At 68.7% G+C, this 24,822-nt stretch carries 27 protein-coding genes; 16 read left to right on the top strand and 11 right to left on the bottom strand.

Annotation, left to right across the window (positions count from 1 at the left end):
• Nucleotide 1 precedes the first annotated feature (1 nt).
• A complete protein-coding gene (gene ramB, locus NX1_RS16840) occupies nt 2-1,408 on the bottom strand; it encodes an acetate metabolism transcriptional regulator RamB (RefSeq protein WP_068059691.1) in 1,407 nt (468 codons plus the stop codon).
• A 92-nt stretch (nt 1,409-1,500) separates the two neighbouring features.
• Here ramB and NX1_RS16835 point away from each other — a divergent pair, with 92 nt between their 5' ends.
• The 4 genes from NX1_RS16835 to NX1_RS16820 all read left to right on the top strand — a co-directional run bounded on the left by NX1_RS16835 (nt 1,501) and on the right by NX1_RS16820 (nt 5,273).
• Nucleotides 1,501-3,075, top strand: a complete 1,575-nt coding sequence (locus NX1_RS16835) for an ATP-dependent DNA ligase (protein ID WP_068059688.1) — start codon at nt 1,501-1,503, stop codon at nt 3,073-3,075.
• Between the two features lie 213 nt (nt 3,076-3,288).
• On the top strand, nt 3,289-4,638 hold the full coding sequence (locus NX1_RS16830) for an inorganic phosphate transporter (RefSeq protein ID WP_084501500.1): 1,350 nt from the start codon (nt 3,289-3,291) through the stop codon (nt 4,636-4,638).
• A gap of 9 nt (nt 4,639-4,647) precedes the next feature.
• Entirely contained in the window at nt 4,648-4,932 is a 285-nt protein-coding gene (locus tag NX1_RS16825) for a hypothetical protein (RefSeq protein WP_068059685.1), read from the top strand.
• A gap of 11 nt (nt 4,933-4,943) precedes the next feature.
• The gene (locus tag NX1_RS16820; protein WP_068059681.1) at nt 4,944-5,273 is read left to right on the top strand and encodes a DUF3349 domain-containing protein; all 330 of its coding nucleotides are present in this window, start codon (nt 4,944-4,946) and stop codon (nt 5,271-5,273) included.
• A 231-nt stretch (nt 5,274-5,504) separates the two neighbouring features.
• On the opposite strand, the gene NX1_RS16815 is transcribed toward NX1_RS16820, so the two are convergent.
• Nucleotides 5,505-5,723 (bottom strand): DUF397 domain-containing protein, encoded by a 219-nt coding sequence (locus tag NX1_RS16815; protein WP_068059672.1) that lies wholly within the window; start codon nt 5,721-5,723, stop codon nt 5,505-5,507.
• Between the two features lie 25 nt (nt 5,724-5,748).
• Nucleotides 5,749-6,609 (bottom strand): helix-turn-helix domain-containing protein, encoded by an 861-nt coding sequence (locus tag NX1_RS16810; RefSeq protein ID WP_068059654.1) that lies wholly within the window; start codon nt 6,607-6,609, stop codon nt 5,749-5,751.
• Nucleotides 6,610-6,798: 189 nt separating this feature from the next.
• Here NX1_RS16810 and NX1_RS16805 point away from each other — a divergent pair, with 189 nt between their 5' ends.
• Nucleotides 6,799-7,092, top strand: a complete 294-nt coding sequence (locus NX1_RS16805; RefSeq protein WP_068059650.1) for a site-specific integrase — start codon at nt 6,799-6,801, stop codon at nt 7,090-7,092.
• 138 nt (nt 7,093-7,230) lie between these two features.
• A complete protein-coding gene (locus NX1_RS16800; protein WP_068059648.1) occupies nt 7,231-7,665 on the top strand; it encodes a DUF4254 domain-containing protein in 435 nt (144 codons plus the stop codon).
• Here the strand turns inward: NX1_RS16800 and NX1_RS16795 are convergent.
• From NX1_RS16795 to NX1_RS16775, 5 genes are all read right to left on the bottom strand, one after another.
• A complete protein-coding gene (locus NX1_RS16795) occupies nt 7,641-8,504 on the bottom strand; it encodes a class II fructose-bisphosphate aldolase (protein ID WP_068059646.1) in 864 nt (287 codons plus the stop codon). The two genes, NX1_RS16800 and NX1_RS16795, sit on opposite strands and share 25 nt — an antisense overlap.
• 16 nt (nt 8,505-8,520) lie before the next feature.
• A complete protein-coding gene (locus NX1_RS16790; RefSeq protein WP_084501498.1) occupies nt 8,521-9,474 on the bottom strand; it encodes a 1-phosphofructokinase in 954 nt (317 codons plus the stop codon).
• Nucleotides 9,471-10,634: an N-acetylglucosamine-6-phosphate deacetylase gene (locus NX1_RS16785; protein WP_068059640.1), complete on the bottom strand. Its 1,164-nt coding sequence runs from the start codon at nt 10,632-10,634 to the stop codon at nt 9,471-9,473. The genes NX1_RS16790 and NX1_RS16785 overlap by 4 nt, the downstream gene beginning before the upstream one ends.
• Nucleotides 10,635-10,692: 58 nt before the next feature.
• Nucleotides 10,693-11,670 carry an ROK family protein gene (locus NX1_RS16780; protein ID WP_084501497.1) on the bottom strand — a complete coding sequence of 326 codons (978 nt, stop codon included), beginning with the start codon at nt 11,668-11,670 and terminating at the stop codon, nt 10,693-10,695.
• A gap of 85 nt (nt 11,671-11,755) precedes the next feature.
• Entirely contained in the window at nt 11,756-12,700 is a 945-nt protein-coding gene (locus NX1_RS16775) for an SIS domain-containing protein (protein WP_068059637.1), read from the bottom strand.
• 126 nt (nt 12,701-12,826) lie between these two features.
• On the opposite strand from NX1_RS16775, the gene NX1_RS16770 reads away from it, so the two are divergent.
• The 6 genes from NX1_RS16770 (at nt 12,827) to NX1_RS16745 (ending at nt 18,706) form a co-directional block, all read left to right on the top strand.
• Nucleotides 12,827-14,071 (top strand): extracellular solute-binding protein, encoded by a 1,245-nt coding sequence (locus NX1_RS16770; protein ID WP_068059634.1) that lies wholly within the window; start codon nt 12,827-12,829, stop codon nt 14,069-14,071.
• A 1-nt stretch (nt 14,072) separates the two neighbouring features.
• Entirely contained in the window at nt 14,073-14,954 is an 882-nt protein-coding gene (locus tag NX1_RS16765) for a carbohydrate ABC transporter permease (protein WP_218024137.1), read from the top strand.
• Nucleotides 14,951-15,850 carry a carbohydrate ABC transporter permease gene (locus NX1_RS16760; protein WP_068059628.1) on the top strand — a complete coding sequence of 300 codons (900 nt, stop codon included), beginning with the start codon at nt 14,951-14,953 and terminating at the stop codon, nt 15,848-15,850. Before NX1_RS16765 ends, NX1_RS16760 begins: the two co-directional genes overlap by 4 nt.
• Nucleotides 15,851-15,885: 35 nt before the next feature.
• Complete coding sequence (locus NX1_RS16755; protein WP_218024136.1) at nt 15,886-16,824, top strand: extracellular catalytic domain type 1 short-chain-length polyhydroxyalkanoate depolymerase; 939 nt, start codon at nt 15,886-15,888, stop codon at nt 16,822-16,824.
• A gap of 313 nt (nt 16,825-17,137) precedes the next feature.
• On the top strand, nt 17,138-17,791 hold the full coding sequence (locus NX1_RS16750) for a TetR/AcrR family transcriptional regulator (protein ID WP_068059624.1): 654 nt from the start codon (nt 17,138-17,140) through the stop codon (nt 17,789-17,791).
• Between the two features lie 123 nt (nt 17,792-17,914).
• Nucleotides 17,915-18,706, top strand: a complete 792-nt coding sequence (locus NX1_RS16745; RefSeq protein ID WP_068059621.1) for a DeoR/GlpR family DNA-binding transcription regulator — start codon at nt 17,915-17,917, stop codon at nt 18,704-18,706.
• 131 nt (nt 18,707-18,837) lie between these two features.
• On the opposite strand, the gene NX1_RS16740 is transcribed toward NX1_RS16745, so the two are convergent.
• A complete protein-coding gene (locus NX1_RS16740) occupies nt 18,838-19,578 on the bottom strand; it encodes a nicotinamide mononucleotide transporter family protein (RefSeq protein ID WP_084501496.1) in 741 nt (246 codons plus the stop codon).
• A gap of 195 nt (nt 19,579-19,773) precedes the next feature.
• On the opposite strand from NX1_RS16740, the gene NX1_RS16735 reads away from it, so the two are divergent.
• The 4 genes from NX1_RS16735 (at nt 19,774) to NX1_RS16720 (ending at nt 23,316) form a co-directional block, all read left to right on the top strand.
• Nucleotides 19,774-20,616, top strand: a complete 843-nt coding sequence (locus tag NX1_RS16735; RefSeq protein ID WP_068059618.1) for an ABC transporter ATP-binding protein — start codon at nt 19,774-19,776, stop codon at nt 20,614-20,616.
• Nucleotides 20,613-21,359, top strand: a complete 747-nt coding sequence (locus tag NX1_RS16730) for an ABC transporter permease (protein ID WP_068059615.1) — start codon at nt 20,613-20,615, stop codon at nt 21,357-21,359. Before NX1_RS16735 ends, NX1_RS16730 begins: the two co-directional genes overlap by 4 nt.
• Nucleotides 21,356-22,153, top strand: a complete 798-nt coding sequence (locus NX1_RS16725) for an ABC transporter permease (RefSeq protein ID WP_068059612.1) — start codon at nt 21,356-21,358, stop codon at nt 22,151-22,153. Before NX1_RS16730 ends, NX1_RS16725 begins: the two co-directional genes overlap by 4 nt.
• A gap of 68 nt (nt 22,154-22,221) precedes the next feature.
• Nucleotides 22,222-23,316 (top strand): ABC transporter substrate-binding protein, encoded by a 1,095-nt coding sequence (locus NX1_RS16720; protein ID WP_068059608.1) that lies wholly within the window; start codon nt 22,222-22,224, stop codon nt 23,314-23,316.
• A gap of 10 nt (nt 23,317-23,326) precedes the next feature.
• Here the strand turns inward: NX1_RS16720 and NX1_RS16715 are convergent, their stop codons facing one another.
• A complete protein-coding gene (locus NX1_RS16715; protein WP_068059605.1) occupies nt 23,327-24,367 on the bottom strand; it encodes an XdhC family protein in 1,041 nt (346 codons plus the stop codon).
• Between the two features lie 15 nt (nt 24,368-24,382).
• Nucleotides 24,383-24,822, bottom strand: a 440-nt coding sequence (locus tag NX1_RS16710; protein WP_068059602.1) for a nucleotidyltransferase family protein, incomplete at its 5' end; no start/stop codon positions are given.

Genomic DNA, 24,822 nt, shown 5'->3' with positions numbered 1-24,822 from the left:
GTCATTTCAGCACGTAGGGCGAGACCGAACTGCGGTGCTCGCTGATGTCGAGCACCTTGCCGAGCGGGGGGAAGGCGCGCTGCGGGCAATTGGCGCGCTCGCAGACGCGGCAGCCGGCGCCGATCGGGGTCGGCTGCACCTCGTCGAGGTCGATGCCGTCGGCGTAGACGACCCGGCCCGCATGGCGCAGTTCGCAGCCGAGGCCGATCGCGAAGGTCTTGCTCGGCTGGCCGTAGCGTGTGGCGCGCCGCTCGACGGTGCGGGCGATCCAGAGGTACTTGCGTCCGTCGGGCATCTGCGCGATCTGGGTCATGATCTTGCCGGGGTAGGCGAAGGTCTCGTAGACGTTCCACAGCGGGCAGGTGCCGCCGCTGGAGGAGAAGTGGAAACCGGTGGCGGACTGGCGCTTGGACATATTGCCCGCCCGGTCGACCCGGACGAAGGAGAACGGAACACCGCGCAGCTTGGGCCGTTGCAGCGTGGACAGCCGATGGCAGATGGTCTCGTAGCTCTGGCTGAAGAACGCCGAGAGCCGCTCGATGTCGTAGCGGAAGTCCTCGGCCACCTCGTGAAAATGCGTGTAGGGCAAGACGGTGGCCGCGGCGAAGTAGTTGGCCAAGCCGAGCATCGCCAGCCTGCGGGTGTCCTCGGACGCGAAATTGCCCTCTTCCACCAGCTTTTCGAGCAGATCGCCGCACTCGAAGTAGGCGAGCTCGGCGGCGAGCTTGAAGGTGCGCTGGCCGCCGGAAAGGTGCGGAGCGATCTCGAGCACCCTGGACTCGGTGTCGTAGCGGTGCAGCACGCCCTCGCCGAGATCGATGCGCTCCAGGATCTTCACGTCGTGCGAGCGCAGCCTGCTCGCGATCTCGCTGGGCACGTCGCCGCCGTGGAACCGGATGCGGGCCGTGAGTTCCTCTGCGGCGGTGTCCAATTCGTGGATGTAATTCTGCCGCTGATAGAAGTAGTCGCGCACTTCCTCGTGCGGCTTGCTGATGGTGGCGCTGCCCGCGCCGTCGGCGAAGCGGTCCTCGGTGGCGGCCGCGAGCTGGGCGCTGGTGTTGCGGTAACGGTTGTGCATGGCGACCATCGCGCGGGCAAGGCTCGGATGCGCGGAGACCATGTCGGCGATCTCCTGGGTATCGGCCTCGATGCCGAGCTCCTGATCCATGACGACCTCTTGCAGCTCGGCGATGAGCCGGGTGTCGTCGGCGGAGGAGAAGAAGGTCGCGTCGACGCCGAAGACCTCGCTGATCTTCAGCAGCACGGGCACGGTGAGCGGGCGCACATCGTGCTCGATCTGGTTCAGGTAGCTGGCCGAGATCTCCAGCTTCTGGGCGAGCGAGACCTGGCTCAACCCTCGCTCGGTGCGCAGCTGACGGAGGCGCGCGCCGACGTACGTTTTGGCCATATGTCCAGTTTATGGGCTGTTTCGCAGCCTTGCCAATGGAAATTAACAGTGGAGCTGAGCAATATGTCACAGCCTCGGGTTACCGTCGAAGGGTGCTGTTCTCGGAAGTCGTTGAGACATCGGAGACCGTTCGCGCGACTCGGTCCCGTAAAACGAAGGTGGCCGCGCTGGCGGAGCTGCTCGGCGCGGCCGCGCCGGACGAGCTCGCGCCCGTTGTCGCGTGGGTCTCGGGCGAGTTGCGCCAGGGCCGCATCGGCACCGGCTGGCGCACCCTGACCGGGCTGGACGGTACGCCGTCACCGGTGGCGACGCTATCGGTCGCGGCGGTCGACAAGGTATTCGGCGAACTGGCCACCGTCGCGGGAAAGGGATCGGCCAACCGGCGTAAGGAGCTGCTGACCACGCTGTGGTCTTCGGCCACTGCCGCCGAGCAGTCGTTCCTGTTGCGCTTGCTCACCGGCGAGATCCGGCAGGGCGCGCTGACCGCGCTCGTCGCAGAGGCGGTCGCCGCGGCCGCCGCGGTGCCCGTCGATCAGGTCCGGCGCGCGTACATGCTCTCCGGGCAGCTGCCGGTCACCGCCGCCGCGGCGCTGACCGGAGGGGCGGAGGCGCTCGCCGCGTTCCGGCTCGAGGTGGGCAGGCCGATCCAGCCGATGCTCGCCTCACCGGGTTCGGCGCTCGACGAGGCGATGGACGAGTTCGACGGCGAGGTCAGCGTCGAGCACAAGCTGGACGGCGCGCGAATCCAAGTGCACCGCGACGGGACCGACGTCCGCGTCTTCACCAGGACCTTGCGCGACATCACCGCCGGCGTGCCCGAACTGGTGCGGCTCGTCGCGGGGCTGCGGTGCACCAGCGTCGTGCTCGACGGGGAGACCTTGGCGCTCAACGATTCCGGGCGGCCACGGCCGTTCCAGGAGACCATGAGCCGCTTCGCCACCGCCGATCCGAGCGGTGAGGCGAAACTGCCGCCCGGCGCCGCCGCAGGGCCGCTGGTTCCCGCGGTGAGCTCGACCAGGGAGCTGTTGCTCCACCCGTACTTCTTCGACTGCCTGCATCTGGACGGCCGGGACCTGCTCGACGCCCCGCTCTCGGAGCGGCGCGCCGCGCTGTCGCAGGTGGCGGGCGAGCACACCATTCCCGCGCTGATCCGGCCCGACGCGGAGGCCGCCGCCGAATACTTCGACGGCGCGCTGGCCGCCGGGCACGAGGGCGTGATGGTCAAGTCGCTGACCGCGCCGTACGCCGCCGGTCGCCGTGGCCGCGCCTGGCTGAAGATCAAGCCGACGCACACCATGGACCTGATCGTGCTCGGCGCGGAGTGGGGCTACGGCCGCCGGACCGGTTATCTGTCGAATCTGCATCTAGGCGCGCGCGACCCGATGACCGGTGAGCCCGTCATGGTCGGCAAGACGTTCAAGGGCCTCACCGACGCGTTGTTGCAGTGGCAGACCGCCGAGTTCCCGCGCCACGAGCGCTCTCGCGACCAGCACACCGTCTACCTCTGGCCGGAGCTGGTCGTGGAGATCGCTCTGGACGGCGTCCAGGTGAGTCCGCGCTATCCCGGCGGCGTCGCGCTTCGGTTCGCTCGCGTCGTCCGGTATCGGCCCGACAAAGAGCCCATCGACGCCGACACCATCGACGCCGTCCGCGCGCTGCTGCCGTAGGTCTGCGGCGCGTCGACGATCGAGTCCACCGCGGCCGCGCCGGTTCGATGTCCTCCGGTCGTCGCTGAGCGTCTGACCAGGTCACAAGCGCGGTTCGCGGTTCACGACCGCGCCGGGCGCCACCACGGGCGTCCACGCTAGCGCATCCGGATGGCTGTCCGGCAGGCGGTTACCGCATGGCAATCGGCACCGGCGGTGCCTCACACTGGAGTCGTGACCGTCGAATTACTGGTTCTGCTGATCGTGATAGTCACGGCACTCGCTTTCGATTTCACCAACGGCTTTCACGACACGGCGAACGCCATGGCGACGTCCATCGCGACCGGCGCGCTGCGGCCGCGGGTCGCCGTCGCGGTCTCGGCGGTGTTGAACCTGATCGGCGCGTTTCTCTCGGTCGAGGTGGCGGCCACGGTGGCCAAAGGCATCGTGCAGCTCGGTGCGGTGAGCGGACACGATCTGCTGATCATCGTCCTGGCCGGTTTGGTCGGCGGCATCCTGTGGAATTTGCTGACCTGGCTGTTCGGCCTGCCGTCGAGTTCCTCGCACGCGCTGTTCGGCGGCCTCATCGGCGCCACCATCGCCTCGCTCGGCTGGGGCGGGGTGATCTGGGCGTCCGGCTCCGACGGCGTGCTCACCAAGATCGTGCTGCCCGCGGTGCTCGCCCCGGTGGTCGCCGCCCTGGTCTCGGCCGTCGGCACCCGATGGGTCTACCGGATCACCGCGAAGTCCGACGAAGATAAGGTCAAGGCGGGCTTCCGCTGGGGACAGATCGGTTCGGCCTCGCTGGTCTCCCTCGCGCACGGCACCAACGACGCGCAGAAGACGATGGGTGTCATCTTCCTCGCGCTGGTCGCGCACGGGACGCTCACCAAGAACGACGAGATGCCGCTGTGGGTGATGGCGGCGTGCGCGGTGGCCATCGCCGCGGGCACCTATCTCGGCGGCTGGCGGATCATCCGCACCCTCGGCAAGGGGCTGGTGGAGATCGAGTCGCCGCAGGGACTGGCCGCCGAGTCCTCCTCCGCCGCGATCATCCTCACCTCGGCCCACTTCGGGCTGCCGCTCTCGACCACCCAGACGGCGACCGGTTCCATCCTGGGCAGCGGGCTCGGCAAAGGCGCCGAGGTGCGCTGGTCGGTGATGGGACGGATGGTCGTGGCATGGCTGCTCACGCTGCCGCTGGCCGGTCTGGCGGGCGCGATTTGCTGGGCCATCGCGCATTTCATCGGCGGCCTGCCCGGCGTGCTGGTGGTGTTCGGACTTCTCGTCGTGCTTGCCGCGGCGATGTGGCTGCGGTCTCGTCGCAACCCGGTCGACACCACCAACGTCAACGAGTGGCCGGGCGGCGACGCGCCAGGGCCTTCGGACACGCCGACGGTCGCCGCAGGCGCCGCGAAGCCCGGCGACGAACCGCGCGGTGAAGATCGACCCCGTGGCGATCAACCGCACGAGATCCGACCGCGCAACGGCCACCCGGGTGACGATCGCGCGCACGACGTCCAACCAAGCAATGGCGGCCCCGCCACGCCCGCGCATCCGCCCACCCGTTCGGCCCAGCTCTAGGGAGCAGCAGTGCATACGCTCGTCACGAACCTGAATTCGCTGTGGAAGGTGGTCGCGGTGTCCCTGATCCTGGGGGCCGGGCTGCCGATCGTCTTCGCGGTCGGGGTGCGGCTGTGGTCTTCGGCCGATACCGTTGGCCGGGACGGCAGCGTCGCCCGAAGGAACTACCCGGCACTGGCCGGCGCCTACGCGTGTTTCGCGCTGATCGTCCTCGCGATCGTCACCGGAATCCTCTACACCGCGAAGGCGTTCCTCGCCGCCAAGTTCGGCATTCACCTGTTCGGACAGTCCTGAAGGGCGCTGCATTGACCGATCACACGCAAACCTCCCGGCCCAAGGTCCTCGGCCGCGTCATCGGCTGGCTGCGCGCCGGATACCCGCAGGGCATTCCGCAGTCGGATTACGTCGCGCTGTTCGCGGTGCTGCATCGCCACCTCACCGATTACGAGGTGGCCGCCATCGCCGAGGAGTTGGCGAGCGGCAATCCCGACTCCGAGATCGGGCACGACGACATCGTGGCCGCGATCGCCAGAATCGCCATGGAACAGCCGGATCAGCGGGATGTCGAGAGGGTCGCCGCGCATCTCGCGGCGGGTGGCTGGCCGCTGGCCGAACCGCTGCCCGAGGCGGACTGAACCGAAGCCGACGCCGACTCGCCCGTAGTGCGGGCCGGCGGCGCCTGCGAGGGGCGGCGCCGCCGGACCGGCGGTGTGGTGCTCAGGGCAGTGAGCGACCGTGTCGCGAAGGGAAGTGGAGGCCCCCCGCGTGGAGCGCCGCGGGGCCTTCCGTTCATCGACGGTGTCGATCCTCGGCCGCCCACCTCGAGATCGGCGGTGCCGTGGCTGGGAGTCGGCTGTGAACCAAGTTCAGCGGCGGTCGAATTCGCCCGCCCGAATGCCCGCGGTGAGCGCGGCCCAGTCCGCGGGCGAGCAGGTGAGCATCGGCCGCCGGTCCCGCACGCCACGGTACTTGGTGTCCCGGATCAGCACCCGGCCCGGCTCGAACTTGACCTGCACGCAAGCCACGGAATCGCTGGAATGCGACGACTTGAACCAGCCCGTCCCGGCTGACGACATGCTGTTCATGCCGCGATGCTACGTGCCGGAATCGCTACCCGCCGGAAATCTTGCTTTCCAGCACCGACAGCGACTCCTCGCGCGAAAGTGCTTGTTCGGCCAAAGCGTTCGCGAACAAGGTATCGAGGTGGCGCACCGGCTCGGTCTCCTCGATGACGGCGTGGTGGACCAGCGTCTCGGTCCACGCGACATCGGGCATCACCGACTTGTCGAAGCCGAGCAGATGGAACGTCGCCCCGCCGAGCAACCCGCCGCCGGTCGCCTCGAACGGAATGACGCGCAGGTCCAAGGTCTCCACGTGCTCCTCGATGAGCGCGGCGAGGTGACGTACTTGGTCCGACATGACCTCGGGGCCGCCGATCTGCTGGGACAGCGCGGCCTCGTTGACGATCGCGGTGAGCCGCAACGGTTCCGCGCCCTTCAGCCGCTGCTGGCGGCGCAGCCGGATCTCCACCAGCCGGTCGATCTCGACTTGGCGGATCCGCGCGCGATCGTTCGCGATGAGCGCGCGTGCGTAGTCGGCGGTCTGCAAAAGGCCTGGAATCAGGATGCTTTCGTAGGTGCGCGCACTGTCGGCGCCGTGTTCGAGGCCGTACAGGCGGCTGATCTCGTCGGAAAGCAGCCCGGAGTAGTTCGTCCACCAGCCACGCTGCCTGGCGACGTCGCGAAGTTCGTGCAGCTCTTGGCGTTCCGCCTCGTCGAAATCGAGCAGCTTCATCAGCTCGTCCAGTTTCGATTCGGCGAGGACGTGCTCCTTTTCCACCTTCGACCAGTAGGAGATCGAGAAGCCTAGTTCCCTGGCTATCGCGGACACACTGACATCGTTCTGCTTGCGCCTCCGCCCGATGCGGAGCATCAGTTCCCGACGCGCGACCGTCGGCGAGAGTGGTGCCATCGTTGGATGGTGTCCTTCCAGCTCTAGCGATGCGTGCAGAGAACCGTACTCCCCGCGTTGACCGGCCCGCACAACCCGGTCGAATGGTCAACTTGACTCGCAACGCGATACTCACCTAGCCTCAGTATGTCTCATGTCACATCGCGGGTGTTCGCCGGCCGGTCCCGCCCGGCGGGATCGAGGGGTCGGATGTCTGTGCATGTTGTGGGTAATTTCTGGATGGTCGGCGATCGAACGCCGCACCAGGCGCGGCGCGTCAGCGACGACGCTTGGGTGGTGTCCTATCTGCGCGGCCGGATGCTGACCACCGAGCAGGCCGCCGCCGCGATGCAGGCGGCCGACACCGTCGCGCTGATGAACGATCTGGCCTCGCACGTGGGTCTCACCGCGCTGGAGGCCATCGGTCTCGCGGTCAACGAAAGGCCTTGGGAGAAGGCGCTACCGCGCGGCTTCTTCGGCGATCGCGGCGGTCGTCGCCGCTGAATTCGGCCGGTCGGCGCTGCCTCGCTGCGTCGCGCCTCCGGACTGTGCATGTTTCTCCGGCCGCCTGCGCGCCGGATTCGGGCGTCTCGCCCCGCAAGAACGTTGTCCCGCACCACGATTCGAACAGGGGGATGCGCGGTGGAACCACTGCCATCGAAAAAGCAAGTGCTCAGGGCGTTTCGTAACAAGCCCAGCGACGAACACCCGGTGCTGCAAGCCGCCTACTCGCTCGGCGGGCTGCACGTACAGCGACTGAACACCGAAATCGACGCCACCGGAGACATCGATCAGCACCGAGTGCGGCTGGTGCTCGGCATCGACCGCTGGGTCGCCACCGAACTCCCGCCGGCGCACGGCGGCGCGCACATGCACACCGAATCCGTCGGCATGGTGATCGACCGCCTCGCCCAGTTCTCCGCCCGCGCCTTCGCCTCGCTGGCGTCGGAACCGGATTGGGTGGTGCACGACGATTGGGAGCGCCTCGCCGAACTGGCGCTCGGGTACCAGGATTTGGCGCTCGAGGTATCGGCGGGCATCCGCCGGCTGCCCTACCTCGGCGGTCCCTGCCGATGAGCGCTCTCGGGTTGATCGGCCAGCAGACGCAGGAAACGCTCGACCTCCGCGCGCACCGCGGCGCGGCCGGGAGCGAGGTACTTGCGTGGATCGGAAAGCTCGGCGTCGCCGCCGAGGACGCCGCGAACCGCTTCGGAAAGCAGAACATTGAGCCGCGTCGCGATATTGACCTTGGTCATGCCGTGCTCGATTGCGGCTCGCAGACCCGTGTCGGGCACACCGGAGGAACCGTGCAGAACCAGCGGCACGGGGACTTTCGTGGCCAGTCTGCCGATGAGCTCGAGGTCGAGCTCGGCAGTGCGCGCGTGCATCGCGTGCGCGGAACCGACCGCGACGGCGAGCGCGTCGACGCCGGTGGCGGTGACGAACTCGACGGCCTCGTCCGGATCGGTGCGGACCCCGGGCGCGTGCGCGCCGTTCTTGCCGCCCACCTCGCCGAGTTCGGCCTCGACGAACACCCCGCGGTCGCGGCACCACCGCGCGACTTCGGTTGTGGCGGCGACATTGCCCGCGTAGTCGATGGCGGACGCGTCGAACATGATCGACCGGATGCCGAGCTCGACCGCGGCGGCCACCAGGTCGAAGGAGGTGGCGTGGTCGAGATGCACCGCGACGGGGGCCGAGCTGTCCGCGGCGATGCGGAGGCAGGCGAGCGCCAGCGGGGCGAGAGCGCCGTGATAGCGGACGGTGTTCTCGGAAAGTTGCAGAACCACAGGTCGTTTCGCGGCCTCGGCGGCGCCGGCGATGGCCTCCGCGTGTTCCAGCGTGATCACGTTGAAGGCGCCGAGGCCGCCCGGTCTCGCGGCGGCGATGAGATCGGGTACAGGGGTCAGGGGCATCGACGAGCCTCCGCGATCACGGCGTGGTCTCTTCGGACTCCGGGGCGGCGAGCTTGTCGACCCGGACGGTCGGTGTAAGACGGGTGCGCAGGCAGCGGTCGATCTCACCGGCCACCGGGATGACCACGGCCGCCGCCGCGGTGGCCACGGCGTCGGTGAGGATCGCGGGCCAGTCGGGTTCGGTGCGGGCGCACAGCGCCGCGATCACCGCCGCCGCGGCGGAATCGCCCGCGCCGGTAGGATTTCCGGCCAGTGGCTCGGGCAGCCCGGCGAACCACGCGCCCTCCTCGGTGACCGCGATCATGCCGTCCGGACCGCGGGTGGCGACGACGGCTCGCACGCCGCGATCGATCAGCGGGCGGGCGGCCGCAACCACCTCCTCCGGCGTCTGCGGGGACCGTCCGGAAAGACGTTCCAGCTCTTCCATATTCGGCATCAGAATCACGCCGGGGACGGCGCAGGCCAGCCGCAGCGCCTCGCCGTCCACGTCGCAGATGGTGGGTACGCCCGCGGCGACCGCGGAGCGGGCGAGTTCGGCGGGTAGGCCCGGGTCTATGCCGCCCGGTAGCGATCCAGAGATCACGAGGCCGTTGATATCGGGGAGCAGACCCGAGACCCGGACGGCGAGTTGCTCGGCGGCGTGCGGGTTGGAGACGCGGGCGCCTGGCTCCCACAGGGCCGTCGCGGTGCCGTCGCGGGATTCGCTGATCACCACTGTGCGCCGGACCCACGGCAACGCGTGCACGAAATCGACCGGCATCTCCAGCTCGGCGGCGGCGGCGAAGGCGTGGTCGGAGAACCCGGTCGCCCGCGCGTACTTGCCGAGCTGGTTCAGCACCCGCGTCACGTTGATGCCCTTACCGCCGATGCGCTGCTCGACGGAGCGAACGCGGTGCGCCTGCCCCCGGTCGAAACGCTCCACGCGATAGGTCATGTCGTAGGCGGGATTCATTGTCACAGTGAGGATCACGTCAACCACTGTCCATGTCTGAGCACCCGGCGCAACTGCAGGTCGTCATCGACAATCAGCAGGTCGGCGTACTGGTCGGTCCTGAGGTCGCCGACATCGGTCAAGCCCGCGGCGGCGGCTGGTACGGCGGTCGCGGCGCGCACCGCGTCGGGCAGCGGCACGCCACACTCCCGGACCGCCCACGAAAGACATTGCGCCAGAGTCGCCGTGCCGCCCGCGATCGACCCGTTGGCCACCCTGGCAACGCCGTCGACCACCCGGACGGCCTGCGGACCGAGCCGATACTCGCCGTCCGGCATCCCCGCGGCCTGCATGGCGTCGGTGACCAGCGCGACCTGGCGCGGTGCGGCCGCGAAAACCATTGCGCCGAAACCGGGGTCGACATGCACACCGTCGCCGATCAGCTCGACCACCGCGTGGCCCGAGGCGGCGGCGGTGAGCGCGGCCGCGACCGGTCCAGGTTCGCGATGGTGCAGCGGCGGCATGCCGTTGGCGAGGTGGGTCACCAGGCGGGCCGAGCCGCTCGGCGCGAGCGCCTGACGGAACCGCGCGAAATCGGTGTCGCTGTGACCCAGCGAGATCGCCACGTCGTTGTCGGTGAGCCGTCGGGCCACCGCCTCGTAGCCGGGCAACTCCGGCGCGATGGTGCACACCCGCAGATAACCGTCCGCGGCTGCCAGCAGTCGATCTATCACGGCCGGGTCGGGATCGAGCAGGTAGCGCGGATCCTGCGCGCCGCAGCGGGCGGCCGCGAGGAACGGGCCCTCGGCGTGGATGCCCGCGAGGATGCCTTCTGCGGCGAGCGTGCGCAGCGTCGTGATCTGCGCGACCATGTCGTCCACCGGCCCGGTCACCACACTGGCGAGCACGGTCGTCGAACCGTGCGCGTGGTGGAACCGGGCGGCCGCGCTCGCCTCCTCCGCGTCGACGGTGTCGAACCGGTGGCCGGAGCCGCCGTGGTTGTGGATGTCCACCAGGCCGGGGAGTATCACGCCGGAGAACTTCGGCGGTGCCGAATCCGGTTGGAAGGCGAGCCATTCGGCCATCGGCCGGACCGCGACTATGCGATCGCCGCGCACCGAGATCACGCCGTCGGTCAGGTCGAACGACGCGGAGATGATCCGGCCGCGGATTTCCAGCTCGGTGGAAGTGCCTGTCATCGCTCCTCCGTTCGCCGCGCGCGGACACGGTGGAGCCGAGACCACTGGCTTCGCTCACTCATAGGAGGGCTCCATGCCTGGCGAAGAGAGTCGCGCCGGTGAGTCCGGCGCGCGCGCCGAATTCGCCGAGCACGACCTCGGGGACCGGGACCACGCGGAGGCGCTGCGTCAACGCGGCCTGCAATGGCTCGCTGAGTGCGGCGCCCGCACCGGCCAGGCCACCGCCGAGCACGACGAGCTCTGGGCAGGCCGCGTGGATGACGCCGAGCAGTCCGTCCGCGAGCGCGGCCACGGCGTCGTCCACCGCTCGCGCTGCGGCGGGAGCGCCGGGTAGAAGCGCGAAAACCGCTGCCGCACCGTCGACTTCGCGGCCAGACCGACGAATGTAGTTGCGTGTGATGGCGGTCGCCGATGCCAGCGTCTCCACACAGCCGACATTGCCGCAGGGGCAGGGCAACCCGTCGGCGGGTCGCACGGGGATGTGTCCGTACTCGCCCGCTTGGCCGAACCCGCTGCGCACCAGACGGCCGCCCGCGGCGAGCGTGCCGCTCACGCCGGTGCCGAGCACGATCACCACGACGTCGTCGTGGCCGCGTCCCGCGCCGAAACGCCATTCGGCCCAGCCCGCCACGGCCACATCGTGTTCGATCAACACCGGGACTCCCCAGTGTCGCGTGAACCGATCGCCGACGTGCACGTCACGCCAGCCGATATTGCCGCTGAAGACGGCGATCGACCGCTCCGTGTCGACGATGCCGGGCAGCAGCACCGCTGCCCGGCCGAGCAGTCCACGTCGATCCGCGGGCAACTCGGCGAGCAGGCTGTCGCCCAGCGCTTCCATCGCCTCGAACGCCGCCGCGCCCCGCGGGGTCGGCACCGCGCCCGCCGCGAGCGCCGTGCCGGACGCGTCGGCGATCTCGCCCTTGATGGTGGTGCCGCCAACGTCCAAACCCAAGGTGAGCGCGTCCGGCGCGAGAGAAGACTCCGCGCCAGGAGCCAGCGCGGATGCGCTGCTGCCGACGCGGTGTGTGTCCATCTTCGGGAGCGTAGTTACCGTCGGCGATCTTGTCGTCGGCGACTCCGGGAACCGGGGCGGGCGCGTGAACACGGCGGTGTACCGGTCACTGGTCCAGGACGACTGACCGATTCAAGCTGCGCGGATGGTCGGGATCGAGGCCGAGGTCGGCCGCGCGGAGGACGCAGAGCCGGTGCACCCGGACCAGTTCCGCCATCGGATCGATATCGCGGTGTTCCAAGTGCGCCCCGGTGGCGGCGACGTCGGCGGCGAAGTTCGGCACCAGTGGGCCGAGCGCCCAGACCGCACGGCCAGGTGCCGCGATGCTGATCGGACCGTGCCGGTACTCCGTCGCGAGGTAGGACTCGGCCCAGGACTGGCAGGACTCGCGTAGCTTGAGCCCGGCCTCCTCGGCCAGCGCGCCCGCGAATCCCATACCGACGAAGGTGATCTGCTCCGCGCCGCGCACCCCGGCCAGCGACCGCGCGGGATCCTCGGCGAGCACCCCGCGCGCCTGCTCGACGGCCGGGCCGAGGTCCTCGCCCAGATGCCAGCGCAGGATCGCCAGCGTGGTGGTGGCGAAGCGGGTCTGCACAACCGAGCGCTCGTCGACCTCCTCGATGAGGATCGGGTCGCCCAAGTCCAGTACCGGGGTGCCGGGGCTGCTGCAGATCACCGTGCGCGGAATATGCGCGGGGATTTCGCGCATCGCCGAAATCACCTCGGTGGTGGTGCCCGATCGGCAGATGACCAGGTAGCGGTCGTAGTCGCGACCGCGGCGCACCTGACTGGCGGGCCAAGCGTCGGTGAGGCCGTGGCCCGCGTCCTCGCGCAGCGCGGCGATCGCGCGCGACATGAACAGTGAAGTGCCGCAGCCGATCACGGCCACCCGCTCACCCGGATGTGGTAGCACGGCGCGGTGTTCGGCGGCGGTACTCGCGGCGCGCGCCCAGTCGTCGGGCTGGGTGGCGACCTCGGTGGCCAGGTGAGTGGCGGGGTCTGAGTTCGCGGAGAGCGGCACGAGAACAGCATCGGTCGAATGATCGTTCATGTCAACTTAATGCTCAAAACAGTCACATTTGATCATCATTCGCGCTAAATTCAACCCATCGACACGTTTCGCTTCATCATCGGCGGTCGGTAGGCGCCGGGGGTGCAAATTTGAAAGGTTCGCTTCGTGAAACGACCACTCCGCCGCCTGCTCACGGGCGCCGCGCTGGCCGCCGCACTCGCGGTCGCCTCGTGCGGCTTCGGCTCCGACGATTCCGCCGACTCCGCCACCACGATCAACTTCCTCGCTCCGGTCTACAGTGACGGCGCCAACGGAACAAAGGCGCTGTGGGACGGGATCATCGCCGAGTTCGAGCGGCAGAATCCCGGCCTGAAGGTGAATCTCCAACTGGAGTCGTGGAACTCGATCAACGACGTGGTGCGGACCAAGCTCCAGTCGCAGTCCACCACGCCGGACGTACTGAACATCGACGCGTACGCCAGTTTCGCGGGCGACGGAATGCTCCACCCGGCAGCCGAAATCGTCTCCCCGCAGGTGCTCGCCGACATCCAGCCTGGTTTCGCGAAGAACGCCTCGCTCGACGGAACCCAGTACGCGCTTCCGCTGTTCGCCTCGACGCGCACCCTGTTCTACAACACCGACCTTTTCGCGCGGGCCGGGGTGACGGCGCCGCCCAAGACCTGGGCCGAGCTCACCGAGGCGGCGGCGAAGATCCAGGCGCTCGGCGACGGCGTCTCCGGCTACGGTCTGCCGCTCGGCAGCGAGGAGGCGCAGGGCGAGACCTCGATCTGGACCTTCGGCGCGGGCGGCGACTGGTCGCATGGCGGTGAGATCACCGTCGACACCCCGGCCAACCTGGAGGGTGCCCGCGCCATGCGCTCGCTCATCGATGCCAATGCGACACAGCCGAATCCGGGCGCGACCGACCGCAAGGACGTGATCAACGCCTTCATCCAGGGCAAGGTCGGCATGATCGAAGGCCTGCCGCCGACCATCGGCCAGATCGCCGCCAAGAATCCGGCGCTGAAGTACGCCACCGCGCCCTCTCCGACGAAATCCGGCGAACCGGTGACTCTCGGTGTCGCCGACCACCTGATGGCGTTCAAGAAGGACGGCAGGAAGACCGAGACGATCAAGAAGTTCCTCGACTACTTCTACGGCGCGAGCGTGTACGCGAATTTCGTGAAGAACGAGGGCTTCATCCCGATCACCCAGAGCGGCGCAGCCGAACTCGCGCAGGATCCGGTCACCAAGGCGTTCGCCGCGACGCTGCCGGTGGCCAAGTTCTACCCGAGCAACAATCCGAAATGGGCTGCGGCGCAAGGCGCCATCCGGCAGCAAATGGGCACCATCGCGCAGGGCGCCGACCCGGCGCAGGTACTCGCGCGCATTCAAGAAGCCGCGAAATAGCGTGCGGCGCAGAGCGATGCTCGCGGCGGTCCCGTGGCTCGGGCCCGCCTTGCTGCTGATCGCGGCGATCGTCGCGTTCCCCGTCGGCTACATGCTGTGGACCAGTACCAGGGACCTCAGCGCCTACGGTCAGGATCGCGGCCCCGCCGGACTGGCGAACTTCCGTGCCCTGTTCGACATCGGCGAACTCGGCACGGTACTCGCGCACACCGTGGTCTGGGTGATCAGCGTCGTGCTGATCACCCTGGTGCTCTCCGCAGGGCTGGCGCAGTTCCTGAACAAGGATTTCCCCGGCCGCACCGCCGTGCGCTTGGCGATCCTGGTGCCGTGGGCCGCCTCGGTGGTGATGACGACGACGATCTTCTACTACATGCTCGATCCCGACGTCGGCATCGCCAATCGCTTTCTCGTCGACATCGGCCTGCTCGACCGGGGATACGGATTCACCAAACAGCCGACGACCGCGTTCCTGGTGGCGATCGGTGTCGCGGTGTTCGTCTCGGTCCCGTTCACCGCCTACACGATTCTGGCCGGGCTGCAATCCATTCCGGCCGAGATCGAGGAAGCGGGACGGGTCGACGGCGCGGGACCGTGGCAGCGCTACCGCTATCTCACACTGCCGCAGCTGCGTCCGGCCATCGCCGTCGCCACGGTCGTCAACATCATCAACGTGTTCAACTCGCTGCCGATCCTGCAGGTGATCACCGGCAGCATCGCGGGCTTCTCGGCCGACACCACGACGACGCTGACCTTCAAACTGATCCGGCAGAACCAGCAGATCGACACCGCCGCCGCGATGAGCGTGCTGAACTTCGCGCTGATCGTGGTGATCATCGCGATCTACGCGCGAGTGGTGCGGCCGACACGGCAGGTCGACGCATGACCGCAGGGACCGACATCAGGGTGTGCTCGGCCGAGAAGCCCAGCGCCACAAGGAGTGAGGCGCCACCGCGAGCGAAGCGTCGTCGTTGGGACCTGACGGCGATCGGCCTCGTGATCGCCGCGATCTTCCTGACGCCGTTCGTCGTGATGGTGCTCGGCTCGTTGAAGAGCAAAGCAGAGATCCTGCGTATCCCACCGACTTATCTGCCGCAGTCCTGGCACCCGGACAACTACGCGACGATGTGGGACACCCCGGAAACGCCGCTGCCGTTCAACATGGTCAGCACCGTCGCCATCGCCGTCAGCGCCACGCTTATCGTGCTAGTCGCCGCCGTTCCCGCGGCGTATCACACGGCGCGACACCGGTTTCCGGGACGCGCCGCGTTTCTCGGCCTGGTGCTGATCACTCAGATGTTGCAGCCGACGGTGCTGGTGACCGGTCTGATCCGGCAGTTCTTCGCACTCGGCATCAACGACACCTGGCTGGCCATGATCCTGGTGAACGCCGCGTTCAATCTGTCCTTCGCGGTGTGGATCCTGCACAGCTTCTTCGCCGCCATCCCGGTGGAGATCGAGGAAGCCGCGCAGTTGGACGGGCTGAATCGCTGGCAGATCCTGACCAAAGTCAGTCTGCCGCTGGTCTGGCCGGGCATCGTCACCGCGACCATCTTCACGATCGTCGCGTGCTGGAACGAATTCGCGGCGAGCCTGGTCGTGCTCACCACGCCGGAGAATCAGCCGCTGTCGGTGGCGTTGACCAAGTTCGTCGGCCAGTACGACACCGCGTGGCAGTACGTGTTCGCGATCTCCACCGTCGGCATCGTGCCGGTGGTCGTCCTGTTCGCCCTCATCGAGAAGCGCTTGGTCGCGGGATTGACCGCGGGCAGCGTGAAGTGAGGCGAGGCGCGTGCCGGGCTCCTACCATCGACATCGTGCTGAAAACGTTGGCCGGCGCCGTCGTCTGCGCGGCCTTGGTCCTGACCGCCGCCTGCGGGCATTCGTCCGCGAAGAGTCCCGACGATCCCTACCTCACCCTCGACCACGCGGGCGCCCAACGCCACTACCTGGTCCACCGCCCGGCGGCGCCCGCGCAGGGCCGTCCCGCGGCGGTCCTCGTCTTCCACGGCGGAGGCGGCAGCGCCGCGCAGATGGCGGAGACGAGCGGTTTCAACCGCCTGGCCGACGCCAACGGCTTCATCGCGGTGTATCCCGAGGGCGTCGACAGGTCGTGGAACGACGGCAGGGGCGCCGATACCCGCGCAGGCGCGGCCGGTGTCGACGACGTCGGGTTCGTCGCGGCGCTGATCGACCACATGATCGCCGCCTACGACGTCGACCCGGCCCGGGTCTACGCCACCGGGATGTCCAACGGCGGCATGCTCACGCAGAATCTCGGCTGCCGCCTGAGCGGCCGGCTCGCCGCGATCGCGCCGGTGGCGGGCTCGCTCGCCGTCGCGAACGAGCCCGATTGCACACTGGCCCAACCACTTCCGGTCCTCCAGATACACGGAACGGCCGACCGGATCGTGCCGTACGAAGGCGGGGTCGTTCGGGTCACGTCGGGTAATCGCGGCGCCGCGGGCACCCAGCCGGTCCTGTCCGTGGCGGCCACCCAGCAGCTGTGGCGCGCGAAGAACAACTGCCCGCCGCCGGTCAGCAGTCAGCTGCCCGCGCGCACCGACGACGGCACCTCCGTCACCTTGGACGCGTCGCGGTGCCCGGGAAATGTCGACGTCGTTCTCTACACCATCACCAACGGCGGGCACACCTGGCCGGGGAGCGAGGGGCGTCTGCCCGAGGTCGTGGTCGGGCCCGTCAGCCACCAGATCGACGCGTCGGAGACCATCTGGAACTTCTTCTCCGCTCACTGATCGCGTTGCCCGCGGCATTCTGTCACGCGGTGCCTCGACAATCGCCGCATTGCGCGTGGTCCTTGTGCCGACCACCGACTGGGAGGGGCTGTTCGGCAGACCCAGGGTGATCAACCCGCGGCCAGGAGGCGCGTGCGTGCCGAACGAGCCGCGGCTCGCGCGGGTGCCCAAATCCGTTGCCGCCCAACGATGCAAGCCTTCGCGATCCGGTGGATCGACAGCGGTGATCGCATGGTCGGATGCCGTCCGCGGGGCTGCCCGGCCGCTGCCTCCGGCGGCGCGGAACCGCACCGAAGACGAGTAGCATCGAGCCGTGGCACGGCACGACGGCGGATCCACGGACGGGCGCAATTACGCGGGACTGTCCAAGGAGCAGCGCGTGGCGCAGCGGCGGACCCGGCTCATCGACGCCGCACTGGAGCTGTTCGGCACCCAGGGGTACGCGGCCACCTCCATCGAGCGCCTGTGCACCGAAGCGAACGTCTCCACGCGCAGCTTCTACGAGGACATGGGCAGCCGGGAGGCGCTGCTCATCGCCCTGGTGGACCGGATCACCAAGCGGGCCGTGGCGCGGGCTTCGGAAACGTTGGCGCACAACGCGAACGACCCGTTGGCGCAGCGAGTGGCCGAGGGGTTCCGCGCGTATCTCGAGGTGACCTGCGCCGACCAGCGGTCGGCTCGGGTCTGCTACGTCGAGGTGGTTGGGGTCAGCCCGGTGGTCGAGGAATGGCGCAGGAAACAGCGCAGGCTGCTCTCGGCTCTGCTGATCGCCGAGGCCGAGCGCGCCGTCGAACGTGGGGAAACCAAGCGCCGCCGCTTCGATCTGTTCGCCCTCGCGGTGCTCGGGACGGTCAACTCGCTGGCGCAGGAACTGGTGCAGAGCACCCAGCCCGACGTGCGGATCTCGCTGGACGACATCTGCGAGGAGATCGCCTACGTGGTCAATTCCGGGCTCGCCGCTGGGTGAGTACGCGCGTGGCCCGCATTGGCGAACGGCGCGGGCAATCTCTACGGTTTGGCAGCGTGGCTGTGGTCAGATTGTTGGCGTGCATGGAGAAACGGCACGTCGTCCGGGTCGGGGCGGTGTGAGATGACCGGACCGACGGATCGTCCGCAGCGGTGGAACCGGCTGCTCGAGCTGCTCGCCGAATCGGGGCGGCTCTCGGTGGAGGAGGCCGCCGAGCGGCTACAGGTGTCGCCGGCGACGGTACGCCGCGATTTCACCGCGCTCGCCGAACAGCAGCTGGCCACCCGGACGCACGGCGGCGTCGTGGCCACCACGGTCGCCTACGACCTGCCCGCCCGCTACCGGCAGACCGGCGGCGAGGCCAAACAGCGCATCGCGGAGCACGCCGCGGCGCTGGTCGACCCCGCCGCGGTGGTCGGCATGAACGGCGGCACCACCACCACCGCGGTGGCCAGGGCGCTTGCGGGCCGCTCCGATCTGGCCGGATCCGGCGACGACCAGCTGACCATCGTCACCAACGCGCTCAACATCGCGGGCGAGATGGTGCTGCGCCCGCACCTGCGCACCATCTGTCTCGGCGGCGTGGCGCGCCGCGAATCCTACGAACTGCACGGGCCGCTCGCCGAGCGCGCGCTGGCCGAATTACGTTTGGACACGGTGATTCTGGGCGTCAACGCGATCTCCGCCGAGGGCGGAGCGCAATGCAGGCACATCGATGAGGCGGGGGTCACCACGGAGATGGTGCGCCGCTCCGGCTTCGTCATGGTGGTCGCCACCTCCGACAAACTCGAACGCTCCGCCCTCGCCCGCATCTGCGGCATCGACCAGGTACACGTCCTCATCACCGACACCAAGGCCGACCCGGCCGCCGTCGCGGCCATCCGCGCGACCGGGGTCCGAGTGGACCTGGTGTAGTTCCGCTTCGCGACCACCGGCCCGGCATGCCGCAAGACGCGCCGGGCCTTTTTCGCCGATATCGCTTACCCAACGCAATGTGTTCGCAGACCTGCTCGCGCCGGCGGGACGGCGAGGCAGCGCGGGCGTGATCAGCCGGTCGCGGCGCGGCCCGACACCGTCACTGCCTGGTGGGTGTCGGTGTTCGTCGATTCGGTGCGCATGGTGCGGACCCAGACGGCGAAACCCCAGGCGACGAACCCCGCGTAGATCAGATACAGCGTGGCGGACGGGTAGTAGCCCGCCTTCAGCAGGAGCGGGACGCCGACGACGTCCACCGCGATCCAGATCAGCCAGAATTCGGCTGAGCCGCGGGCCATGCCGTAGGTGGCGAGCACCGAACCCGTGAAGATCCAGGCCTCCGCCCACGGGCCGTAGGAACCGATCCAGGCGAACAGCTGGGCGAAGACCACCGTGCCGAGGAGCATCGCGGCGACCAGCAGCACGCGTTCGCGCGTCGTCGCCCAGCGCGGATCCACGCCGCGGTGCTCCAATCCGGTGTCGAGGCGCGCGTGCCGGTACCACTGCCACCAGCCGAACACGCTCACCGCGATGAACATGAGCTGTCGCCCGGCCTGCCCAGCCATGTTCAGCTGCTGCGGCGTGTTGAAGACGCCGCCGACGAAGACCGTGAACAGCAGCGCGTTACCCGCGATGCCCACCGGCCACGCCCACACGCGCCGCCGCATGCCGCCCACCGCGGCGGCCAGGCCGAACCCATTGCCGATGATCTCGCGCCAGAGGATCGCCGAGCCCGCGATGTGCAGTTCGGCGTCGAGCAAGGTGCTGAGCGGGTTCACCTGCTGTGCAACCAGCGGAACTCGCGTTCTCATCCGCGAGGGGCGGGTTCGGCTCGGCGTGATGCCAAATATCAGCGGCCGGCGCCGTCCGGTGGGACGCCGTGTCCGGTGCGGTCGCCGCCCGATCCGCCGCGCATGGCCGCGAAAAACCCTCGGCGCGTAACGATTGCGCAATCTGGCCACGCGAATCGCAATATCGGTGCAACCAGGCCCTTCTATCGTGGCCGAATGAGCACCGAGCACGCCGGGGGGACCGGTATCCATATCGACGGGCTGAGCAAGTCCTTCCGGCCCGGGCGGCGCACGGTGCACGCGCTGGACGGGGTCGATCTGCATACCGAGCAGGGCGCGTTCCTGTCGCTGCTCGGTCCTTCCGGTTGTGGAAAGTCCACCGTGCTGCGGATTCTGGCCGGATTGGAGGAACCGACCGCTGGCACCGCGTTGATCGACGGCCATACGCCCGCGCAACTGCGCGGCCGCCACGAGCTCGGAATCGCGTTCCAAGACGCGGCGCTGCTCCCGTGGCGCTCGGTGGAATCCAATATCAAGCTGCCGTTGCAGGTGGCCGGTCTGAAACCCGATCCCGGGCAGATCGCCGACTTGGTCGCGCTCGTGGGCTTGGAGGGCTTCGAGAAGGCCAAACCCGCGCAGTTGTCGGGCGGCATGCGGCAGCGCGTCTCCATCGCGCGTGCGCTGGTCGTGCAGCCGACCGTGCTGCTGCTCGACGAGCCCTTCGGCGCGCTCGACGACATGACCAGGCAGAAGCTCAACCTGGAGCTATTGCGGATCTGGACCGAGAAGCCCGCGACCACGTTGATGGTCACGCACGGCATCGCCGAGGCGGTCTTCCTGTCCGACGTGGTGGCGGTGATGAGCCCGCGCCCTGGCCGGGTGCTCGAGCTGGTGGAGATCGATCTGCCGCGGCCGCGGCTGCCGGAGATGATGCGCACCCCGGAATTCCACAAGTTGTCCGACTATCTCTCCGAGCTGCTGTTCGGCAAGACCGGCACGGGCGGAGTCGCTTTCGAACGCGGCGGCGATCGTGCGCCGGACGCGGGCGGTGTGTCGTGAAGCGGCTCGGTGGACTGCTCGGCATCCTGGGCCTCGTCGGGGTGTGGTGGCTCGCCGCGGCGCTCGGCCTCGCGGGCGGCACCATCCCGAGCCCGTGGCGGGTGCTGCACACCATGTACACCGACGGCTGGCAGCTGTACGGCCCGAACTTCGAGATCACCGCGATCGGCGCGCTGAAAGGCTTCCTCTGGGGCAACGCGCTTGCCATCGGCCTCGCGGTGGCGGTGGCGCTGATCCCGCAATTCGAGTCGCTGGCCACCCAGCTGGCGATCCTGTCCTACTGCACGCCGCTGCTCGCGCTCGGCCCGATCATCCTGGTGGTCTTCGGCGGACGCACGCCGACGGTGTTCCTCGCCGCGATGTACTGCTTCTTCACCACGATGGTCGGCACCCTCGCCGGTCTGCGCTCGGCCGATCCGGCGAGCTTGGACCTGGTGCGCGCCTACGGCGGCGGGCGCTGGCAACGGCTGTACCGGGTCCAGCTGATCGCCGCGCTGCCGAATACATTCGCGGCGTTGAAGATCGCCGCGCCCTCGGCCGTGCTCGGCGCGATCATCGGTGAGTATCTGGGCGGTGTCGACAGCGGGATCGGCGTCGCGCTGACCGCCGCGCAGACCGCCTACAACGTGCCGCGCACCTGGGGCATGGCGCTGGCTGCCGCCGCGCTGGCCGGGCTCGGCTACGCGATCGTGGCGCTGACGGCTCGGTTGGTCACGCCGTGGACCGGGGAGGAGGCGCGATGACCGTGCTGCGTCGTCTCGGCGCGTTCCTGTTCCCGCTGGTGACCTCGCTGCTGCTCATGCTGGTGATCTGGTGGGGGTTCCTGGAGGCGTTCCCGCAGGTGGGTCCACGGGTGGGAAAGACACCCGGCGATGTGTGGCGCTATCTGGTCACCTCGCCCGGCGCGCCGCAAGCGCGCGCGGCCATTCTCGACAACCTGCAGATCACGCTGCGCGACGCGGCGCTCGGCTTCGGCGTCGGCATGGCGGCGGCCATGGCGCTCGCCGCGCTGTTCGTGTCGTTTCGCACCGTTGAGCACACCTTCATGCCGGTGGCCATGCTGCTGCGTTCGGTGCCGCTGGTGGCGCTCACGCCGATCATCGTGCTGGTGTTCGGCCGCGGACTCGGCGGAGTGACCGTGATGGCCGCGATCGTCGTACTCTTCCCGGCGCTGGTGATGATCATGACCGGACTGCGCAGCGCACCCCGTCAGGCCATGGAACTGATCGCTGCGTACGGCGGTTCACGCTGGACGGCGCTGCGGATGGTGGCGGTGCCTGCGGCCTTGCCCGCGGTGTTCGCGGCGGCGCGAATCTCGGTGCCCGGAGCCCTGATCGGCGCGTTGATCGGCGAATGGCTCGGCAGCGGAACCGGTCTCGGAGCCAGCCTGATTCGCGCGATTCCCACGTTCCGGTACAACGAGTTGTGGGCGTCGATCGTGATCGTCACGCTGGTATCGGTGCTGCTGTACGCGATCGTCGGCGTCGTCGAGAATCTGGTGCTCGCCCGGTTCGGCCCCGACGCCGGGCGCGACTGATCGTCGCGATTCGGTATTGGGAACGTGAAAGTAAAGAAAACGAAACCGAATCCACCTAAATTCGGCCCATGACACCCGTGCAACGCTCTTCGTTCGGGGCGAACCTGAACCGCAGGTCCTTCCTTCGTTATTCGGCGCTCACCGGAGCCGCGCTCGGCGGCGTCGGCGCGCTCGCCGCCTGCGGCGACGACGCGGGCGGCTCGTCGAGTGGCTCGATCCAGGACGGCTCCCGCTTCGGGACCGTCGCGATCCAGCTGTCCTGGATCAAGAACATCGAATTCGCGGGCGAGTATTTCGCCGACTCCCGCGGCTATTTCCGGGAGGCCGGGTTCGGTTCGGTGAATCTGATGGCGGGCGGCGCGGCGAGTACGTCGGTCGAGGCCGGGCTCGACACCGGAAAGGTGTGGCTCGGGCTTTCCGCGCCGCAGACCACCGCGCCCGCGATCCTCGAGGGATTGCCCGCCAAGATCGTCGCGACCACCTATCAGAAGAACCCGTTCGCGATCGTCAGCTCCGCGGCCAAGCCCATCAACTCCCCGCAGGACATGAAGGGCCGCAAGATCGGGGTGCAGGACACCAATCAGCTCATCTTCACGGCGCTGTTGGCCGCCAACGGCATGAAGCCGGGCGACGTGACCATCGTGCCCGCGCAGTTCGACCCGACGCCGCTGGCCAGCGGCGAGGTGGACGGCTGGGTCAGCTATGTGACGAACGAGCCGATCACGCTGGCCGCCAAGGGTTTTGCGAACGCCCACTTCCTGTTCGCCGATTTCGGCCTGCCGCTGGTCGCGGAGACGCTCACGGTGAAGCAATCCACCATCGACAACGAGCGCGAGAAGCTCAAGGCGTTCCTCGCGGCGGAGATCCGAGGGTGGAAGGACGCGGTCGCCGCGCCCGCCGAATCCGCGCGTCTCGCCGTCGAAATCTACGGCAAGGATCTCAACCTCGACCCGGCGGAACAGACCAAGGAAGCCATCGCGCAGAACGATCTGGTGGTCTCCGCCGACACCGCCGCGAACGGACTGCTCACCATGACCGACGCGCTGGTCGAACAGAACATCGCCGCGCTGCGCACCGCCAAGATCGACATCAGGGCCGATCAGCTGTTCGACCTATCGGTGTTGCGCGAGGTCTACGCCGAGAACCCGAGCCTGAAGGGCTGAGCCCGCGGCGTCACAACCCGACGGTGGCCCTGGCGCCGAATGCCTGCTCGGCGTGGATCACCTCGGCATTCCCGGACTGCTGACGCCCCGACCGACCGGATCGGGTGGCCAGCAGTTCGGCGGCGATGGCCACTGCGGTTTCGGCCGCCGTGCGCGCCCCGACGTCCAGGCCCGCGGGGGAGTGCAGCCGCGACAGCGTCGCCTCGTCGAAACCGCCCGCGCGCAGGTCGTCGAGGCGCCTGGCGTGCGCCGAGTACGAGCCCGCCGCGCCGAGGTAGCCGAGCTCGGGCAAGCGCAAAGCTACCGTGAGCAAAGGGATTTCGAACTTCGGATCGTGGGCGAGCACGACAATGCCTGTGGTCGAGTCGATTTCGCCCGCCGCGGAGAGAGTGTTCAGGTAGCGGTGCGGCCAGTCCACCACCACTTCGGCGCCGGGGAAGGCGTCGGGCGTGGCGAACTCCTCGCGCGAATCGCAGATGGTGACGCGGTAGCCGAGCAACCTGGCCTGCACGGTCAGCGCGGCGGCGTAGGAGTTGGCGCCGAAGATGATCAGCCGGGGCGGCGGGGCGAAGGACGAGATGAACACGTCGGATTCGGGCAGCGCGACCAGTTCGGTGTTGTGCCGCTGACCGGTGATCAGGTGCTGGCCGATCACATCGGGGTCTGGGTTCCACACCACGGTGAAGATCGTAACCCGTCGATGCGCGGCGATTTCGGATGCGACAGTGGGGAATTCGGGGAATTCATGACTGGAGAAGGGTTCGGCGAAGACATCGATCATGCCGCCCGCTTCCATTCCTGGCTCGCCGGGCGGCACAGGTAGGCGGTGCATGGTCCGCCGCCCGGTGCGCGCCGCGGTCACCGCGGCCTCGTGCATCGCGGTCTCCACCGAGCCGCCCATCCCGGAGCCGTACACGGAGCCGTTGGCGTCGACCAGCATCGCTGTGCCCACCGGCAGCCGCCCCGAACCCACGGTCCGCACGATGGTGGCCAGGCCACCGATCCGGCCCGAGTGCCATACCCGCAAGAGGTCGTCGATGATGTCGCGCATCAGTTTCCGCTCCGATCAGCGTGCGGTCGAGGCCGGAAAGTCATGATCCCTTCCCGTCGCCAAATCGTCGCACGTGACGCACACCATATCGTCCCTACTGGACAAATAGGTACGCGCTCCCGAATCTCCTGTCGCCTCGGCGCTCACCGAGGTCCAGTGCTTGTGGTCGATCACAACGGGGTGGCCAGGTGTGTCATGGAACACAGCGCGGGCCAGCCCGCTCGCCGCTTCACGCTCCGCAGCAAGGACCCGCGCGACGACGTCGGGGCCGACATCGGGGGTATCCACCGGCATGATCGCGACGGCCCTGGCCGGGGTCAGCGCCGCCGCACGCAGCCCGGCCCGCAGCGAGGCGCCGACGCCGGTCGCCCAGTCGGCCGCCCAGACGGGCACCGCGCCCGCGGGCAGTCCGACCGCCTCCGGTGCGGGCCCTGTGGCGCCGAGCACCACGATGA

The organism is Nocardia xishanensis NBRC 101358 (assembly GCF_001613365.1).
GTDB lineage: Bacteria > Actinomycetota > Actinomycetes > Mycobacteriales > Mycobacteriaceae > Nocardia > Nocardia xishanensis.
This window is presented reverse-complemented; position numbering and strand designations above follow the sequence as displayed.

Excerpts from the sequence above, each read along its gene's own strand:
- ramB (WP_068059691.1), bottom strand. The coding sequence starts at position 1,408 with ATGGCCAAAACGTACGTCGGCGCGCGCCTCCGTCAGCTGCGCACCGAG.
- NX1_RS16815 (WP_068059672.1), bottom strand. The coding sequence starts at position 5,723 with ATGAACAGCATGTCGTCAGCCGGGACGGGCTGGTTCAAGTCGTCGCAT.
- NX1_RS16810 (WP_068059654.1), bottom strand. The coding sequence starts at position 6,609 with ATGGCACCACTCTCGCCGACGGTCGCGCGTCGGGAACTGATGCTCCGC.
- NX1_RS16805 (WP_068059650.1), top strand. The coding sequence starts at position 6,799 with ATGTCTGTGCATGTTGTGGGTAATTTCTGGATGGTCGGCGATCGAACG.
- NX1_RS16795 (WP_068059646.1), bottom strand. The coding sequence starts at position 8,504 with ATGCCCCTGACCCCTGTACCCGATCTCATCGCCGCCGCGAGACCGGGC.
- NX1_RS16785 (WP_068059640.1), bottom strand. The coding sequence starts at position 10,634 with ATGACAGGCACTTCCACCGAGCTGGAAATCCGCGGCCGGATCATCTCC.
- NX1_RS16780 (WP_084501497.1), bottom strand. The coding sequence starts at position 11,670 with ATGGACACACACCGCGTCGGCAGCAGCGCATCCGCGCTGGCTCCTGGC.
- NX1_RS16775 (WP_068059637.1), bottom strand. The coding sequence starts at position 12,700 with ATGAACGATCATTCGACCGATGCTGTTCTCGTGCCGCTCTCCGCGAAC.
- NX1_RS16760 (WP_068059628.1), top strand. The coding sequence starts at position 14,951 with ATGACCGCAGGGACCGACATCAGGGTGTGCTCGGCCGAGAAGCCCAGC.
- NX1_RS16745 (WP_068059621.1), top strand. The coding sequence starts at position 17,915 with ATGACCGGACCGACGGATCGTCCGCAGCGGTGGAACCGGCTGCTCGAG.
- NX1_RS16740 (WP_084501496.1), bottom strand. The coding sequence starts at position 19,578 with ATGAGAACGCGAGTTCCGCTGGTTGCACAGCAGGTGAACCCGCTCAGC.
- NX1_RS16735 (WP_068059618.1), top strand. The coding sequence starts at position 19,774 with ATGAGCACCGAGCACGCCGGGGGGACCGGTATCCATATCGACGGGCTG.
- NX1_RS16725 (WP_068059612.1), top strand. The coding sequence starts at position 21,356 with ATGACCGTGCTGCGTCGTCTCGGCGCGTTCCTGTTCCCGCTGGTGACC.
- NX1_RS16720 (WP_068059608.1), top strand. The coding sequence starts at position 22,222 with ATGACACCCGTGCAACGCTCTTCGTTCGGGGCGAACCTGAACCGCAGG.
- NX1_RS16715 (WP_068059605.1), bottom strand. The coding sequence starts at position 24,367 with ATGCGCGACATCATCGACGACCTCTTGCGGGTATGGCACTCGGGCCGG.